17 protein-coding genes are annotated in these 16,944 nt (G+C 41.4%); 16 read left to right on the top strand and 1 reads right to left on the bottom strand.

Annotated features, from left to right (window positions below):
* Positions 1-641: 641 nt before the first annotated feature.
* Both CXF72_RS03055 and CXF72_RS03060 read left to right on the top strand, forming a co-directional pair.
* Complete coding sequence (locus CXF72_RS03055; RefSeq protein ID WP_198552482.1) at positions 642-1,769, top strand: hypothetical protein; 1,128 nt, start codon at positions 642-644, stop codon at positions 1,767-1,769.
* Between the two features lie 291 nt (positions 1,770-2,060).
* Positions 2,061-2,390 carry a DMT family transporter gene (locus tag CXF72_RS03060; protein WP_101036810.1) on the top strand — a complete coding sequence of 110 codons (330 nt, stop codon included), beginning with the start codon at positions 2,061-2,063 and terminating at the stop codon, positions 2,388-2,390.
* A gap of 140 nt (positions 2,391-2,530) precedes the next feature.
* Here CXF72_RS03060 and CXF72_RS03065 read toward each other — a convergent pair whose 3' ends face one another.
* Complete coding sequence (locus tag CXF72_RS03065; RefSeq protein WP_011770164.1) at positions 2,531-3,451, bottom strand: manganese-dependent inorganic pyrophosphatase; 921 nt, start codon at positions 3,449-3,451, stop codon at positions 2,531-2,533.
* A 595-nt stretch (positions 3,452-4,046) separates the two neighbouring features.
* On the opposite strand from CXF72_RS03065, the gene CXF72_RS03070 reads away from it, so the two are divergent.
* The 14 genes from CXF72_RS03070 to CXF72_RS03140 all read left to right on the top strand — a co-directional run bounded on the left by CXF72_RS03070 (position 4,047) and on the right by CXF72_RS03140 (position 16,935).
* Positions 4,047-4,232, top strand: coding sequence for a hypothetical protein (locus CXF72_RS03070; RefSeq protein ID WP_101036811.1), 186 nt, complete (start codon positions 4,047-4,049; stop codon positions 4,230-4,232).
* 511 nt (positions 4,233-4,743) lie between these two features.
* Positions 4,744-5,361, top strand: coding sequence for a cytochrome c oxidase subunit 3 family protein (locus CXF72_RS03075; protein WP_101036812.1), 618 nt, complete (start codon positions 4,744-4,746; stop codon positions 5,359-5,361).
* 6 nt (positions 5,362-5,367) lie between these two features.
* Positions 5,368-5,631 (top strand): cytochrome C oxidase subunit IV family protein, encoded by a 264-nt coding sequence (locus tag CXF72_RS03080; protein ID WP_232784861.1) that lies wholly within the window; start codon positions 5,368-5,370, stop codon positions 5,629-5,631.
* A 118-nt stretch (positions 5,632-5,749) separates the two neighbouring features.
* On the top strand, positions 5,750-6,568 hold the full coding sequence (locus CXF72_RS03085) for a CbbQ/NirQ/NorQ/GpvN family protein (RefSeq protein WP_101036813.1): 819 nt from the start codon (positions 5,750-5,752) through the stop codon (positions 6,566-6,568).
* A gap of 65 nt (positions 6,569-6,633) precedes the next feature.
* Positions 6,634-7,245, top strand: coding sequence for a cytochrome c oxidase subunit 3 family protein (locus tag CXF72_RS03090; RefSeq protein ID WP_232784862.1), 612 nt, complete (start codon positions 6,634-6,636; stop codon positions 7,243-7,245).
* A gap of 8 nt (positions 7,246-7,253) precedes the next feature.
* Positions 7,254-7,532, top strand: coding sequence for a cytochrome C oxidase subunit IV family protein (locus CXF72_RS03095; RefSeq protein ID WP_101036814.1), 279 nt, complete (start codon positions 7,254-7,256; stop codon positions 7,530-7,532).
* 181 nt (positions 7,533-7,713) lie between these two features.
* Positions 7,714-8,160: a c-type cytochrome gene (locus CXF72_RS03100; RefSeq protein ID WP_101036815.1), complete on the top strand. Its 447-nt coding sequence runs from the start codon at positions 7,714-7,716 to the stop codon at positions 8,158-8,160.
* Positions 8,161-8,167: 7 nt separating this feature from the next.
* A complete protein-coding gene (locus tag CXF72_RS03105) occupies positions 8,168-9,562 on the top strand; it encodes a cbb3-type cytochrome c oxidase subunit I (protein ID WP_101036835.1) in 1,395 nt (464 codons plus the stop codon).
* Positions 9,563-9,802: 240 nt separating this feature from the next.
* Entirely contained in the window at positions 9,803-11,635 is a 1,833-nt protein-coding gene (locus CXF72_RS03110; protein WP_101036816.1) for a nitric oxide reductase activation protein NorD, read from the top strand.
* Positions 11,636-11,930: 295 nt separating this feature from the next.
* On the top strand, positions 11,931-12,149 hold the full coding sequence (locus tag CXF72_RS03120; protein WP_101036817.1) for a DnrP protein: 219 nt from the start codon (positions 11,931-11,933) through the stop codon (positions 12,147-12,149).
* A 35-nt stretch (positions 12,150-12,184) separates the two neighbouring features.
* A complete protein-coding gene (locus CXF72_RS03125) occupies positions 12,185-12,547 on the top strand; it encodes a hypothetical protein (RefSeq protein ID WP_101036818.1) in 363 nt (120 codons plus the stop codon).
* 1,151 nt (positions 12,548-13,698) lie between these two features.
* A complete protein-coding gene (gene nirK, locus CXF72_RS03135) occupies positions 13,699-14,871 on the top strand; it encodes a copper-containing nitrite reductase (protein ID WP_101036820.1) in 1,173 nt (390 codons plus the stop codon).
* 725 nt (positions 14,872-15,596) lie between these two features.
* Positions 15,597-15,728, top strand: a complete 132-nt coding sequence (locus CXF72_RS19975; RefSeq protein WP_269801147.1) for a hypothetical protein — start codon at positions 15,597-15,599, stop codon at positions 15,726-15,728.
* Positions 15,729-15,942: 214 nt separating this feature from the next.
* Positions 15,943-16,935, top strand: a complete 993-nt coding sequence (locus CXF72_RS03140) for a permease (RefSeq protein WP_101036836.1) — start codon at positions 15,943-15,945, stop codon at positions 16,933-16,935.
* The last annotated feature ends 9 nt before the right edge of the window (positions 16,936-16,944 follow it).

The raw sequence follows: 16,944 nt of genomic DNA on the forward strand, positions 1-16,944 counted from the left end.
TATTGGACAACCTCCGACGTTTATTTATGTTATTGACAGTCAATATTTAAATCGCTGAGTGCTTGGTTGTTAGCGAAGAATTTTTTCCTGAAAATGAGTGGCAAGAGCGCTTTAAATCTCAGGCTTTGCTCGATGAAAAAGCGCTGCCAACCTGAATGGTCTATATTTATTTAAATTCGGCACGCGCTGTTTTGCTTGTCAGGCCTAGTGTACTGTTTTCCTCAAGATTATAATCGTGCTCTAGATTCACTGGATGAGCTTGCATTATTTTGGATATCGGGAAAAAATCACAGCACATGCTCGATTAAAAGTCCTTGATACGCTTCAGTCGATTCCATATCGGGCGAAAATACTACTTTTTATTGCCAGGATATTAATCCTATTGGGGAATCGAGGCCAATGGCAAAACGGTCGCTCAAATTGAGGTACTAAAGATCAACAAAGGAAATATGTTTGTTGATTGCTGCCAGGCTGGTGTTTTATATAATAACAGCAGTGCTGGATAAGGTGTTTTCGCCCGTCCTTATCTGTGTGGTCGGTTTGATAATCGATTACGCTGCCACGATTGCGTAAAACTCAGGGAAGACATGAGTGTTTATAATCATAACTAAAATCAATGAAGTGCTGGAGGATATTTTCCAATGAACCATACAAAATTGTGGTCGATATCTGTCGCACTATCAACCCTGCTGATCATTGTTTTGATTAATATGTGGATTAACATGAACAGATATGATGTTCAGCCTACGCAGTTAGTCAATGAGCAGGCCGCTAATGACTATCTTTATCAACATTGGAAAGGTAACCCTGAATCACCGACCATAAAGATAAAAACCGGCATTTTTATTCAGTCCTTAAATTTTTTTAATTCTTCCGAAGTAAACATCTCTGGGTATATATGGCAGCGGTATACCGATGGAATTCACGATGCTATAAAACCTAAGCCTTCAGAAATCGGCTTTATCCTTCCCGAGCAGGTTAATTCAGGTGGTGATATTGCTCCCCGGGAGGTTTATCGTGTGCGCACCGGTAATGAGGAAGTAATAGGATGGTACTTCGAAGCGACTTTACGGCAGCCTTTTGATTATGCTCATTATCCCTTTGATCATAAAACGGTTTGGGTACGTTTGTGGGCCAAAGACTTTTCAAAAAACATTGTTTTGGTGCCCGATTTTACGGCCTATAAAGCGACGGGTTTAGCGAATATTTTTGGTATTGAGGATGAAATTGTTCTGGGCACTTGGGATAGACAAGATACCTACTTCAATTACCGGTTATCCAACTATGACACCAACTTTGGTATTCCAGATTATGTTGGGCAAACAGGCTTTCCTGAACTGCATTATAACTTTGTCGTGAAACGTAAATTCGAAAATGCCTTCATTGTTTATTTATTACCGTTATTTCTTGTGGCCACATTACTCTTTGCCGCGTTGTTAACGGTGAGCGCGAAGGCTGAGCTCTCGGGGCGGCTCGGGTTCAGTACCTCTGGATTTATCGGAGCCTGTTCCACGTTGTTCTTTGTTGTTATGCTTGCTCATATTCAGTTACGTGAACAGTTCGGCGGGTCTGGCATTGTTTATATCGAGTATTTTTATATTTTAATGTACACACTACTGGTCGCTGCAACGGCGAATACTTATCTCTTTTCGATTCGACCGCAGCGTTGGTGCGGATTTATTTTATATGATGACAATATTTTGGTTAAGGTGGGATATTGGCCGATTGTTTTTGGCTGCATGATATATATTACCTTTATGGTGATGTGAAGAAAAACCAATAGGCAACTCTTTTGTTAACCAGGTAATAAAAGTTATGTCGTGCCTATGACTGCTTTTTAACGCGCTTATAAAAAGCAATATAACGTTCCGCTGTTATTTCCGTCGTTATGGCAGAAATACGCGGCTTTCCCGCCGGATTTATATTTCATTTATTCGTCACGTTTTGATACGCTGTTTAATTCTGCTATTCTAGTAACGTTATGAAACCATTGTGTGTTTCTTGTGGAAGGGCGGAATTATTCCGTCTAAAATAGAGTATGTTTTTATTAGGAATGGAATATGGGTTACTGGTATTTAGCAATCGCTATTGTAGCTGAAGTGATGGCAACCTTAGCGCTTAAAGCATCGAATGGTTTTTCTGAGTCAACCCCTAGTACCATTTGTGTTATTGGTTATGCCGTTGCATTTTATTTCTTATCCTTAGTGCTTAAAACGGTACCTGTTGGTATCGCTTATGCTATCTGGGCGGGCATGGGAATAGTATTAATCGCATCAATAAGTGCTGTGATCTATAAACAACTCCCTGATCTCGCAGCGGTTGTAGGAATGTTGTTGATTTTGGCGGGGGTCATGGTTATTAATGTGTTTTCAAAAACAGTGAGCCATTAGCAATATAGCTAATAAGCGTGTGAGCAGCACTAATCACTGCTTAATCTAAAGACCCGACATTTATCTCGGTTATTGAGAGGCAATAAAAACCACGACTAAATTAATAGCGTGGTTTTTTGTTTTTCTTATCAAAATAAAAATTAAGCGAATACTTTTTGCAGTGGTGGCACTATTTGTTTTTTACGACTTAGTACACCCTCTAACCAGACTTTACCGTCGGTCGTTGCCTGACCAAAAGCTTGTTCAGTTAAATTTTCATTATCACTTACCACTAAAAGCTCTGAGCCTTCTTTCATGATATCCGTAAGCAATAATAAAACACTGTGACGCCCGCCTTCAGCTTTTAATGCAGCAATATCGGCAGCAAGCTCGGCTTTAATGTCATCAAAAACACTTAAGTCGATAACTTCTAATTGGCCAATGCCAATCTTGTTACCATTCATATTAAAGTCTTTAAAATCACGCTTAACTAACTCACGTATCGGCGTACCTTCAACAGCCGATTTTACCTTGAACATGTCCATACCAAGGTCTTTAAAATCTTCAATACCGGCAATTTCAGCTAAGGCTTCAACACATTTAATATCAGCAGTAGTACAAGTAGGCGATTTAAAAATAACAGTGTCGCTTAAAATAGCGCACATCATAGCGCCTGCTATATTTTTAGGGATTTCTACATTATAAAAATCATACATCATTTTAATGATGGTATTAGTACAGCCGACAGGACGAACCCAAATTTCAAGTGGCGTCGTGGTGGTTAAATCACCTAATTTATGGTGATCAATAATACCTAAAATAGTGGCATCATTAATATCATCGGGAGCAAGTTCAATGTCGCTGTGATCGACAATATAAACACCTTCACCTGCATAACTGGTTTTAAGCATTGGCTGTTCAAAACCAAACTTATCTAAAATGAATAATGTTTCAGGGGTTAATTGACCTAAACGTGCGGGAACTGTGTCCTCACCTAAAGTGGTTTTTAAATATGATAATGCGATGGCTGAACAGATCGAGTCTGAGTCAGGAATCTTGTGACCGACAACATAATTTGGCATAAAAGTACTCTCCTTAAATTTGGCGCTATCTTAGCAAACTATGTTTTGTTTAGATATATAGTAAAAGTCTAGCCGATAAAAAATTATAAGGCGTTGTGAATTTACTAGCCTATGAAGCCTAATTAAGTAAATTAATGGATAGCATTTATTTCCTGAAGCAGCGGAGAATCTGAAATTTTCCATTTGGCAAAGGGGGGTATTTATTAAACGCTTAGATTCAAATGATTACATTCGCTTTAACGAGAACAACAGCAAGCCGTCCCTGATAACCGCGCGGTAGTGTTGATAGCACATGGGTTATTCTTGCATTGCCCAAGCATTTTTTAACGCACCAGTTCGGACAGCACATCCATGTGCCGCGCCGAACTTAGCGGAAAAAAAGTGCCCGCAGAGCTTATCGCTCGCTCGTAAGCCTCACTCGCATTTAATTAACCCTATGATTTACTTTGCTAAAGTCATCGGGCAACTCAATGAATGATTGTCAGATCCTATTTTCGATGGAGATCTGTTATTACTGGAATTAATCTCCCTCGAAAGAACCGATTCGTTACAAGGCCGCAGCATTTTTATTGAAAAATATTGTTATTGAAAACCATTGTTATTGAAAACCATTGTTATTGAAAACCAGGATGTCAGTAGAGATGAACAATATTTAATGCACTATGTAAAAACTGGCAGAGGGCGATATCAGTTGCTTGCCAAAAAAAACAGTGATTGTGAACCTATTTTTGCCGATGAAGAGATGAAATCTCTCGCCAGATTGAAGGTGATTGTAGAGTAATCTAAGTATCTTTGCCCAAAGCGATATGGATCAAAACCCTGTTCTTCTAGTCGCTACTAATACTGGGACGGAACGACTTGTCGCAGTGAAAAAGCATTTGTAATGAATGTGGATCAAAGGGGTTGTATTAAGCAGCATTCCAATAATATCCAACTGTATTTTAATCAGGAGCAGAGACCCAACCCTTTAACTTCGATAAAACAAGAGTTTACACATATTTGTGAAGTTTCTGTAAATTCGTACATATTAAACTTGCATTTAAAATGCATCTTTAATAAGATGAACTCAACTTAGCTTAACTTAACTAAACGGAGAATATTATGGGCTGTTGTGGCGGATGTGGTGGTTCAGGTCATCAGGAAGATAAAAAAGTTGAAGAACAAACTCAGCAACAAGAAAAATCGACTCAAGAGTAGTTTGCTGTAAAAATTAAAATCCAGTAGTAGTTGCGCGGCACTGGATTTTTTAACCCTGTGCAAAAAAATCATGAACATTGAATAGGCAAGCAGTTATGGATACTTCTCCGATAAATAGTTCTCTCGGAATTTTCCCTAGTTCATGGAGCGAAAAACGCGCGGGCCGAATTCCTGGAAACATTCCCATTTGGGTGGGTATTTTGTCCGAATTAACCGAATTTGGGATATTTTTTATCGCGTATTTTGTTGCTAAATATAATTACCCTGAGGCCTTTTCAGAGGGACCGCAAAGCTTAAGTACCATTACAGGTGTTGCCAACACTGTAGTGCTTATTTCAAGTAGTTACTTTATGGCCAAAGCGATGGCCAATATACGAAAGAATAATCTTAAAGGTTGCGAAAAATTTTTGTGGTTAGCCTTCTTCTCGGGTTGCCTGTATTTGTGCTTTAAAACATGGGAATTCCACTGGAACGATGTCCAGGGTTTCAGTACCAACAGCAGTCCGTTTTTTACTGTGTATTATTATATGACCTTCAATCACTTTCTGCATGTTGGTTGGGCAGCGTGTGCGATTTTATGGGTGATCTTTAGGCTCAAAAAAGGGGCATATTCTGCTGAAAATAATAGCGGTATGGAAGCGTTGGCCGTTTACTGGCATATGATTGATTTGATGTGGATTTTAATTTTTCCATTACTGTATGTCTTACGTTAGGAGCGCATGATGACTATGTTTAGCTTTAGCAAACTTGAATATTTATGGCTGACACTGCTTGCAATTATTTTGTTCAATACCTTGCTGGGTGAAAATGTTGAATCAACCGCATTGGTGAGTATTCTGGTTGCGTTAACGGTTATGTATAAAGGGTTAATAGTGATTGATCACTTTATGGAATTAAAAGATGCCAACAAATACTTACGGCGGATGATGCGTATCTATTTTATTTTTTTCCCGTCGTTAATCATATTGTCGGCGTTCTTTTAAGCGAATTAAAATAATTTCTAAGTCATTGCGCACTTAGTTGGATTAAGACATTCAGGGCGAACACTTTTAGAGTATTCATAGTTACTCTGACATTTCACAGTTTAAAAGGTTGATTTATATGGTTTTATTGAAAAGTGTTGCCGCAGAGGAAAGTACTGCAGATGAGGTGTTTTATCAGTCTCAGGGAAATGAAGTTTCCTTGTTTGAATACGCATCTATGCACAATTTACCGGTGCTTATAAAAGGACCTACCGGTTGCGGGAAAACGCGTTTTGTATCCCATATGGCAAAAAAACTGAATAGACCTTTATTTACGATTGCCTGCCATGATGATTTGACGGCGGCAGATTTAGTAGGGCGCCATTTAATAGGCCCCAATGGTACTTATTGGCAGGACGGACCGCTGACCAGAGCAGTAAGAGAGGGCGGTATCTGCTATCTCGATGAAATTGTCGAAGCAAGAAAAGACACAACGGTTGTATTACATCCGCTGGCCGATGATCGTCGGATTCTACCTCTGGAACGGACTGGCGAAGTATTGGAAGCTGCACCGGGATTTATGTTGGTGGTCTCTTACAACCCAGGTTACCAAAACCTCCTGAAAGGGATGAAAGCGAGTACCAGACAAAGGTTTGTGGCATTACGCTTTGCCTATCCTGAGCCGGAAATTGAGCAGAAAATTATTATGAAAGAGAGCTGCATTGAAGCGCCATTAGCAAAAAAATTGGTTGACTTGGGCACCGCGCTTAGACGTTTGGAAAATGATTTAGATGAGGTCGCTTCGACCCGCTTACTTATTTACGCCGGCAAAATGATTTCCAGTGGCATGCCTGCATTGGACGTGTGCCGATGCTGCTTAGCAGAACCGTTGTCCGATGATTTGGTCATGGTAGAGGCGTTAATGGATGTCGCACGGCTTTTTTTTGACGCCGATTAAGGTTATTGGAAACGATTTTCCTGACGCATTCATTTTTAACTTAAATACACCTTATTAGAATGGCTATGAACAAAGCAATAAACTGTGTCAATGGTACCCACAGAGAAAATACAGCTAGCGCTAAAACCTATTTACCCGGCGATTTGGCCATGTGGTTTTTTATTCTGGCCGAATTAACCGTGTTTGCTATTTTCTTTATCACCTTTGCTGTTACCAGACAGATTTATCCGCAGATGTTTATTGATGGACAGGTTTATCTTCATCCTGTTGCCGGCGCGATAAATACTATCGCGCTAATTACCAGCAGTCTGTTTGTCGCATTGAGTGTGCAGGACATTAAACAAGGTGCCGAAGACACCGCTAAGCGATATCTTTTGGGTGCGCTGGTAATGGCGGCTATTTATATCGTAGTGAAGTCCTGGGAGTACGCACAATTGGTGGATAGCGGTATTGGTTTGTCGACCAATAGCTATTTTACGTTGTATTTTATGATCACGGCTTTTCATTATATGCATGTCTTATTGGGCATGGTGATTTTAGCCGCTATTGCCTTAAAAATCCAGCGGGGGGGATATCAGGGTAAAAGCATTTCCGGCTTTGAAGCCGGTGCCTGTTATTGGCACATGGTGGACTTGGTCTGGGTTATTCTATTTCCGCTTATCTACGTGATTAAATAGGGCCGGTTATGTACACAGAATCAAAGAAAAGAATTTTTATCAGTTATTTGGCATTAATTGCGTTGACGCTAATTTCTGCAATGATTGGTGAATTTGCAAACCCTGAGACTGTTTTCTCAGAGACAAATATTGTCATCACGATTAGTTTAATCGTTATTATCAAAGAACAAAAAATTGTCGATGTATTTATGGATCTTAAACACGCACCCCAATTGTGGCGATATTTACTGTTATCGTATGTTGTTTTAGTGCCGTCAATCATTGCCGGGATTTACCTGATTTTTTAATTAATCGACATGGAATGTGATTAAAAAAGAACACCAGTAGGCTAATTTATCATCATTATAAAGGTGAATGCGCTTGCGTTTGGGTTTCTGACTTTTCTACGCTTTCCATGTGTTTATTGTTCTGCAAATGATAATTATTATCCTATATTTCAGCTTTTATTAATACTTTAATGGATAGCTTATGTCTGCAACATTTACAAAAAGTATGGCAAGAAATATTTACTACGGGGGCAGCATGTTTTTCTTGCTGTTGTTTTTTGGATTGACCATGCACACCACCAAAGTGATGCCCGAAAGGGATCATCGGGAAAATTTGACCGAGGCCGTTGAGCGGGGCAAAGGTCTTTGGGAAGTTAATAACTGTATTGGCTGCCATACCTTAGTTGGCGAGGGCGCTTATTACGCTCCGGAGCTGGGTAATGTCTTTTACCGACGTGGCGCTGGTGATCTGGATACATTCAAAGCTTTTCTGAATGGCTGGATGAGTGTTCAACCACTGGGGATCCCTGGCCGACGCCAAATGCCTCAATTTAACTTAACCGAGCCAGAAGTTAACGATTTGGCAGAATTTCTAAAATTTACTGCCGAGATGGAAGTTAATGGCTGGCCACCAAACATTGAAGGGTAAGGATATTATGGATACGTTAAAATTTAAGTCACAAATTGTGGCAAAACCTTACTTTATTTTTGCCCTGATGCTGTTTGTGGGGCAAATATTATTTGGTTTAGTGATGGGGTTACAATACGTTGTTGGTGATTTTCTGGGTGGTACGGTACCCTTTAATGTTGCCCGCATGGTTCATACTAATTTACTGATTGTATGGTTACTGTTCGGGTTCATGGGGGCTGCTTACTTTCTTGTTCCGGAAGAGGCTGAAACCGAACTGTACAGTCCTAAATTAGCTATCGTGCTGTTTTGGGTCTTTGCCGCGGCGGGAACGCTGACTATTTTAGGCTACTTGCTGGTGCCATATTCAACGCTGGCGGAAATTACCGGCAATGAATATTTCCCGACCATGGGACGAGAATTTTTAGAACAACCGACCATTACCAAAGTTGGTATTGTCATCGTCTGTTTGGGTTTTTTATTCAATATTGGCATGACCATTCTTCGCGGCCGTAAGACCGTGATTAATATGGTGTTAATTACGGGGTTAATTGGTTTAGCGGTTTTCTTCCTGTTTTCATTTTACAATCCGGCAAATATTGCCCTCGATAAACTGTTTTGGTGGTTTGTGGTGCATCTCTGGGTTGAAGGTGTATGGGAATTAATTATGGGAGCAATTCTTGCGTTCATCTTAATTAAAATTACCGGGGTCGATAGAGAAATCATTGAAAAATGGTTGTATGTGATCATTGCCATGGCGTTAATTTCTGGTATTTTGGGCACCGGGCATCACTTCTTCTGGTTAGCCACGCCTGGCTATTGGCAGTGGATTGGCTCAGTATTTTCTGCCTTAGAACCCTTGCCGTTTTTTGCAATGGTGCTCTATGCCTTTAATATGGTGAATAATCGTCGTCGTGACCACCCCAATAAAGCCGCCACATTATGGGCGCTGGGCACTTCGGTAATGGCCTTTTTAGGTGCTGGTGTTTGGGGATTTTTACATACTTTAGCACCCGTTAACTTTTACACCCATGGTACGCAAATCACTGCGGCACACGGGCATATGGCCTTTTATGGTGCCTATGTAATGATTGTACTCACCATTATCTCTTATGCGATGCCAAAACTTCGCGGGATCGGCGAAGCATCCAGCAAGAAAGCCCAGGTTGTTGAAATGTGGGGTTTCTGGTTGATGACCGTTGCCATGGTGTTTATCACCTTGTTCCTTACCGGAGCCGGTATTTTGCAAGTGTGGTTACAGCGTCTTCCTGAATCGGGCGAAGCGCTCAGCTTTATGCAGACGCAGGATGAGTTAGCCATATTCTATTGGGCAAGAGAGTTTGCCGGGGTGATATTTATGATCGGTTTACTCACTTATTTAGCCAACTTCCTTGTTGATAAAAAAGAGGCGGTTAAATCTTGATCGGATGAACAACAGTATAACGTGTCGCAATCGTCAGTTTTTTTCAGCTGGCGATTGTTGCATTTTTATCACCGACATGGAGACGCAGGATAAGTTAGCCATGTTCTCTGTTGATAAAAAGAGACGCTTAAATCTTGATCAGATGAACAACAGTATAACGTGTCACAATCGTCAGTTTTTTTCAGCTGGCGATTGTTACATTTTTATCACCAACAGCGTGCAGTAAAGGATCTAAAAAATATGGAAGAGTGGGTTGGTAGTATTTGGCATCGCTTTATCAGCCAAAAAATCCAAGTTGATTTTGAGACTGAACGTGTTGAATTCAAACAGGTTTATAAATCGGCAGGTATTATTTTTCGGGCTTTAGGGGGCGATCCCGCGAAACAGGTTGAAGCCGTCACGCCGCGAGAATATATCGTACGCCGAAACTTACTGCAGAAAATATCGGGTTCACATCAACAGCAAAGCCTGGCCTGGCAAGATTCGCAGAGCTTACGGTTACCAGAATCAATCGCTTTATTTCCCTGTAAATCGCTTAATAAAAGTCTTTATCTCTGGCTGGCAGCATTAGCGGCGCACAGTCCCGATAAATTTACCCATTGGGCTATTGATAATCAGCGTATCGTCAAAGATGTACTTAACAAATATCCAAGTTTACAGGTAACTTATCAGCAACTGGTTACTGCCTCGCTCGCACTGCGACCACCCGTTGCCACTTTAGATAAATCACAACAAGCGCTCGAACTGAGTATTATCCAGGCATTAAAAGAACCCTGCTCAGTGAGTCATTTTCCGGCAGCCAATCATGCTCCTCATGCGGTTTTTTTATGGCTTTACCCGAACGCCAAAGTAGAGTTACAAGCCGTTAATAACGATCTGATTAATCTTGATGCAGAGCAGCAGGATGCCGAACCCGATATACAAAAAAGCAGTCAAGGCAAGAAAAAAACAGAACGGGTAGACGATAACAACAGCAAAGACAGCCTGATCGTCTTTCGCCTGGAAAGTTTATTTTCATGGAGTGAATTTTCAAAAGTAAACCGCGCCATGGATGACACCGAAAATAGTGATGCAAAACGTGTCGCGGAAGATCTTGATATGCTCTCTCTTGCCAAAAAAACCGGACAAAAGTCAGCAAAATTAAAAATCGATCTGGATTTACCCTCGGCGGCAGAAGACGATATTCCACTTGGCGAGGGTATCTCATTACCTGAATGGAACTATAAGTCTAATCTGTTGGTTGCAGATCGCTGTATGATACAACCCATGTTGCCAAAAGATTCGCAGCCGCAGGGCCTTCCCGAAAATTTAAGATCATTGGCCAATAAAATTAAAAATCAGTTCGAGCATTTAAAGTCATTAAAACACTGGCAGAAGGGGCAGGATGAAGGGGAAGAACTTGATTTAAACGCTTGGTTAGATTTTCATATTTCCAGTCAGATTGGCGCCATTAAAGATTCAGGGCTGTATAATAGGCATCAATTTAAAATACGCGATATCGGCTGCTTATTACTGTCCGATATTTCAATGTCTACAGGTGCTTATATTGATAACGACAGTAAAGTAATTGATGTTATTAAAACCAGTTTATTGTTATTCGGCGAAGCGTTAAGCGCCGTGGGTGATGATTTTGCAATGTACGGTTTTTCATCGGTAAAACGTCACCATGTCCGATTTAGCCTATTAAAAAACTTTTCGGAAAAATACAGTGATGAAGTTCGCGGCCGAATATTATCTTTGCGACCCGGGTTTTATACGCGGATGGGCGCAGCCATCAGGCAGGCGACGCAGGTACTTGAAACGCAGCGTAATAAACAAAAAATTCTGTTGATTTTAACCGATGGTAAACCGAATGATTTAGACCATTATGAAGGGCGTTTTGGTGTAGAAGATACGCGTCAGGCAATCTTGGAGGCGAAGAAAAAAGGTCTTATCCCATTTTGCATTACAATTGATCATAAAGCTGAACAATATATGCCTTATATTTTCGGGACTAATGGTTATTCGGTGATTCTCAATCCGGGGCAATTACCCACTAAGCTGCCGTTGTTATATCATCAACTTACCGCTTAGTTATACCCGTTATCAATCAAGATGCATTTATCAGTCGCTAGCTCGTATACCAAGACAAGGCGCAACATGATGACAATGGCTAGCCCTTATCGAATGTTGCAACGCCGTATTGGTGTTCGAGCTAGCGACCCAGAGGGCAAGCCGTGAGGCAAACATCTTCGTTGTTGTGAAGTCTCGATTTAACCCGTTAGATCTTCACCTTCACGCCTAGAATCTGTTCACCTCTCGACTTGCTGATTTTTGCATCCTGAATGATAACGGGTATATAATTTATTTTTATATTTTGGATGTTATTATGAAGGAAGTTGTTCATTGTCTTTATTGCCACAGCAAATACTCAATTGATCTCAGTCGGAAAGAGTATAACGGGCAAGCTAAACTGTGCAGAGAATGCGGTATGGCATTACCAGAAAAGCACCCTGAAAGCCGCTTTTTAAAAATGAAAATGTTTCGTTGGATGTTTGTGCTGATTGTTATTTTTTGTATAGTGATGGTTGTTTATTTACCACGGTAATTATCATTAATAAATTATGGGAAAGGTCAGATATCATGTCAATTTATAAAGAGCAAAATCCTCAGGAAATAAAAAAAGCCTCGAACATTGCCCTTTTATCATTATTAAATCTAACCTTTCTACCGGGCATTGCCTTTATTGTGCTTATGCTCAGGTTAAAGCAGACATCCAAAACCAGCTTCAGTTATTATCATTTGCTGGTTGCAATAAAGCTTAATTTATTTGCCGCCACGGCGCTTATTTTAGTCAGTATATTAATGATTTTTCTGGGGGGATTTTATTCTGCCTGGACATGGGTTTTTGTGATCACCTATTTTGTTTTAGGTCATAGCATTTTTATTACCTTTGCCGTTTGGGCGCTCATTCGCTCGTGGTCGGGCAATAAAATAAAATCATAAGATATCAAACTCTAATTTTTAATAACTTTCCTAAACCAAGCTAGATAATGAGGTTAGTATCAAACGCATTAATAAAGTGATCCGATTTACTATTTAAAACTATTCCGGCGGTTTTGTGAACGTAAATTTTTTCTTTGAAAAGATTGATCATAAATTTAATGGCGGTCTTATTTGAACGCCAACTAGTCTCTTCGGACTTAAGTTTGCATTATAAATTAACAACCGGATAAACCATAACCCATTGATAAAAGGCGTATAGACAATAACTTTTTCTATATGAACTTATATCGGTTACCACTCGTTTTTCTCTGTGTAGCGCTGCCCTCTGTGGTAGTACCTTTGTTACAAAAAATCACCACGCACACTTGATCATGAAAATGAATGTTCGTATTTAAGTCCGAAGGTACTAGCACTAACCATGACAACAAACGCATAGCGGTAGGGTGTCTGCTCAGATACTAAGCTGTCGCTTATTCGCTGCACCAATTGTCGCTGTCCGCGGTGCATAAAATACCCCTACCGATAAAATCATAGCAAATGCATTAATAAAGTAATCAGATTTACTATTCAAAATCATCCCGGCGGCTTTGTGAGCGTCAATTTTTCCTTTGCTGCAACTGATCATAAATTTAATGCTTTGGTATAAGTACGTTGTTACAACGCCTCGCATCTTTCTATCCTTTAAAATGGTCTGTCTATAACTTGATTATCCATAATTATTGGGGAATATTTATGGACTAGTCTAGGGGCTGTCGACCTTTGCAGTACGAATATCGCTCAATATAACAGTGTTTAGAGAAAGGCATAACGCAGCGCAGGACGCTTTAAATTCTAAGCATTACTTGAGCTGGCGTATTAGCTTGTATGGTATTAAACCTCATTCATGATTATTCTGAATCAAGGATTTGACAGGTGTGAAGCGTCTATATATATCCAATCTTTTTGTTGCTCCTGTCACGTTCACAATCAAGTCGATCTTCAATAAAACAAAAGGATGGCATAACCTTTTTTAATTTGTGAGATGACTCTCACTAGCACCGATTTATGAGAAGTTACAATTGATGCATATCAATTATATCTTATGCGTCCAGTATAGAATAGCTCTATTGATATCAAAATAATTTAATATCAAAACTGCGAGGAATTAGAATATGGAACAGGACGTACCAGCGGTTCAGGAACAGAACGGTGTCAGCCGCCGTGGATTTATGGGCGCTACTGTCGCTTTTATGGGAGTCGCTGCGGCGGCGAGCTTAATCGGTCAGTCTGCCCAAGCCAGCCCCTTAGCTGCGGGCGCGGCAGTCAAACCGGAACAGATCAACGGTCTGCGCCGGATCCAGCAGACGCTGGTCGCACCTCCTTTTTTACCCGAGCACGATCAGGTCGCTCAGGGCGGATACAAAGTGGTCGAAGTCCGTATGGTGGTCGAAGAGAAGCTCATGGAGGTGGATAGCAACGGCGCTAAAATCTGGGCCTGTACCTTCAATGGCAGCATGCCCGGCCCGTTGATTGTGTGTCACCAGGATGACTACATTGAACTGACGTTGGTCAATCCGGCCTCCAACCAGTTGCTGCACAACATCGACTTTCATGCGTCCACCGGCGCCCTGGGCGGCGGCGCCCTGACTCAGGTGGCTCCCGGCCAAGAGGTGGTGCTGCGCTTTCGAGCCACCAAGGCAGGCACTTTCGTCTACCATTGCGCACCGGGCGGTCAGATGATCCCGTTCCACGTGGTCAGCGGCATGAACGGCGCGATCATGGTGCTGCCGCGCGCCGGCCTCAAGGATGAGCTGGGTAATCCGGCTCACTACGACCGGGCCTATTACGTGGGCGAGCAGGACCTCTATCTACCCAAGGACGCCAACGGCAAGTACAAAGAGTACGACAGCATCATGGCGGGCATGCCGGATATGCTCGAAGTGATGAAAACCCTGACCCCGACCCACGTGGTTTTCAACGGCGCGGTCGGCGCCCTGACGGGTAAGAACGCGCTCAAGGCCAAGGTCGGCGAATCGGTGCTGATCATCCATTCCCAGGCCAACCGTGATACTCGCCCGCACCTGATCGGCGGACACGGTGATCTGGTCTGGGTTGGTGGCTGCTTCAACGACAAGCCCAGCACCAATATGGAGACCTGGCCGATCCCTGGCGGTGGTTCGGCAGCAGCGTTATACACCTTTCGTCAACCGGGTACCTATGCCTACGTCAACCACAACCTCATTGAGGCGATCCTACTCGGTGCTGCGGCCCACTTCCAGATCGAAGGCGAATGGAACGACGACCTGATGACCCAAGTGAGCGCGCCGGGTCCTATCACTGCCTGAGCGATTAAGCATTGCCTGAACGCTACTCAGGGTAAAAATAAAAGATTGGCCTGGAAATATTAGGTCCTGAAATATTGGACAGCCAATCTTTTTCTTAAAACTCGATATTCATAAAAGACGCACATGATCCAAAAAGGATCGAGTATTTGTGCATTTAATACATAAAAATGGTCGAGGTCGTTGAATTAAATAATGGGGTTTTTGATGGAATTAGAACATTAGTATTCTTTAGCAAGATGCTAATTGAATGAATTGATTATTAACTATTAACTATTAACTATGGTTTTAATGCTCCATTTCCTGTGATTTTTACCCGATATCCAATGTTTCCCAGCATGATAGGCAAAGGATGTAAGCTTTTTCTTGCGTCAACAACGCCATAAATACGTTCCAAAATTGAACTTTATTCTATTTTTTAACACCGGTTAGATCACCACCCATCATTATTAACGAATATTTTCGCACTCGTCTAATCTTTAGTTACGTGCAGGTTAAATGATGGTCAGAACTAGACAAAGCATAGTGAGCTCATGACTCGATAAGACAGGCGTATTAGTTTGTTTGGTATATGTTGTTTAAACCTGATTCGCGCCAAGATGGCGACAAGCTCTGAAACCTCAGAGCATACTCGCATTCAGCGAATAATTTATTCAGCCATAAAAATTAGTTAAAACAGTCAAGATATCTTAAATATACTTAATATTCCGACAGGCAACTAGCTTAAAATGACCACTAAATTTGGTCCTTTATTTAAGGGAGGCGTTGCGGCATTAACCGAATACTGTGAACATTTAGACCGCAAGGTGCCAACCCTGGTTGTGCGCTTAAAGCTTAATTTTTTAACTACCAGTAAGTGATTTTCCGCTTGATTAATACCAAGCTTCTTCTGCGGGTTTAAACCCGCATCTTCTTTATATTTAAGAATTTAAAGCCCAATTTTTTAAAAAAGTTTACTCATTGCTTGTTAATAGTCATAAAAGATTACCGTAAATAATGCAGAAAGAGGTTAGGTTGTTGGTTAGAAAAAGGGGTGGCATGGTTGATTCTATAGAATATGAAGTAGGAAATGTGATGTTTGAAATTTTTACTGAATTTGCTGATTGGCTTACCTATCAGCAACTGTCTTTACCGGCCGGAACAAAATTCGCTGATGCGCTGCATTTTTTTATTGAAGATACGTCTAAGATCATGGTGTTACTGGTCGTTATGATTTATGTCATTGCCTTGGTGAGAGCCTCTCTCGATGTGGAAAAAGTACGTACTTATCTGGCAGGTAAAAGAAGACTCTTTGGCTATTTTTTAGGCAGTATTTTCGGTGCTATTACGCCCTTTTGTTCATGCTCCAGTATTCCCGTTTTTCTTGGATTCACCAGCGCGGGGATCCCGTTAGGCATTACGATGGCATTTTTGATCACTTCGCCCTTAATTAATGAAATAGCCATTTTGCTGCTGGTTAGTTTATTAGGTTGGAAATTCACCGTGCTCTATGTGGTGGTAGGGATGGTGATCGGTATGTTAAGCGGGTGGTTTCTTGATGCAATTGGGGCTGAACGTTGGCTGCAACCTTTGGCTGCGAAAGCGATGAAAAATAGTCAAAGCAAATCACCACCCGCACAGCATGAGGCAGCCGTTAAAATGACGCTTGCAGAGCGCCATGGTTTTGCTAAAGGTGAAATGCTAGAAATCGTTGCCAGAGTTTGGAAGTGGGTATTTATTGGTGTGGGTATTGGTGCTGCTCTGCATGGCTTTGTACCAGATGGCTGGATTGAAGCCCACCTTGGTGAAGGACAATGGTGGTCTGTACCTGTCTCTGTGCTGGTGGGTATTCCGCTTTATTCTAATGCCACAGGGGTAATTCCCATTATGGAAAGCCTGATCAAAAATGGTTTACCCATTGGCACTACCCTCGCTTTTTGTATGAGTACCGTCGCGGCAAGCGTGCCAGAATTTGTGATGTTAAAGCAAGTGATGCAATGGCGCTTGCTGAGTTTACTTTTTGCCTTGCTGTTAACGGCATTTACCCTTATAGGTTGGATATTTAATCTATCAATATGGAATTTCTAGGAGAAATAA

It is taken from the genome of Psychromonas sp. MB-3u-54, assembly GCF_002836415.1.
Classification (GTDB): domain Bacteria; phylum Pseudomonadota; class Gammaproteobacteria; order Enterobacterales; family Psychromonadaceae; genus Psychromonas.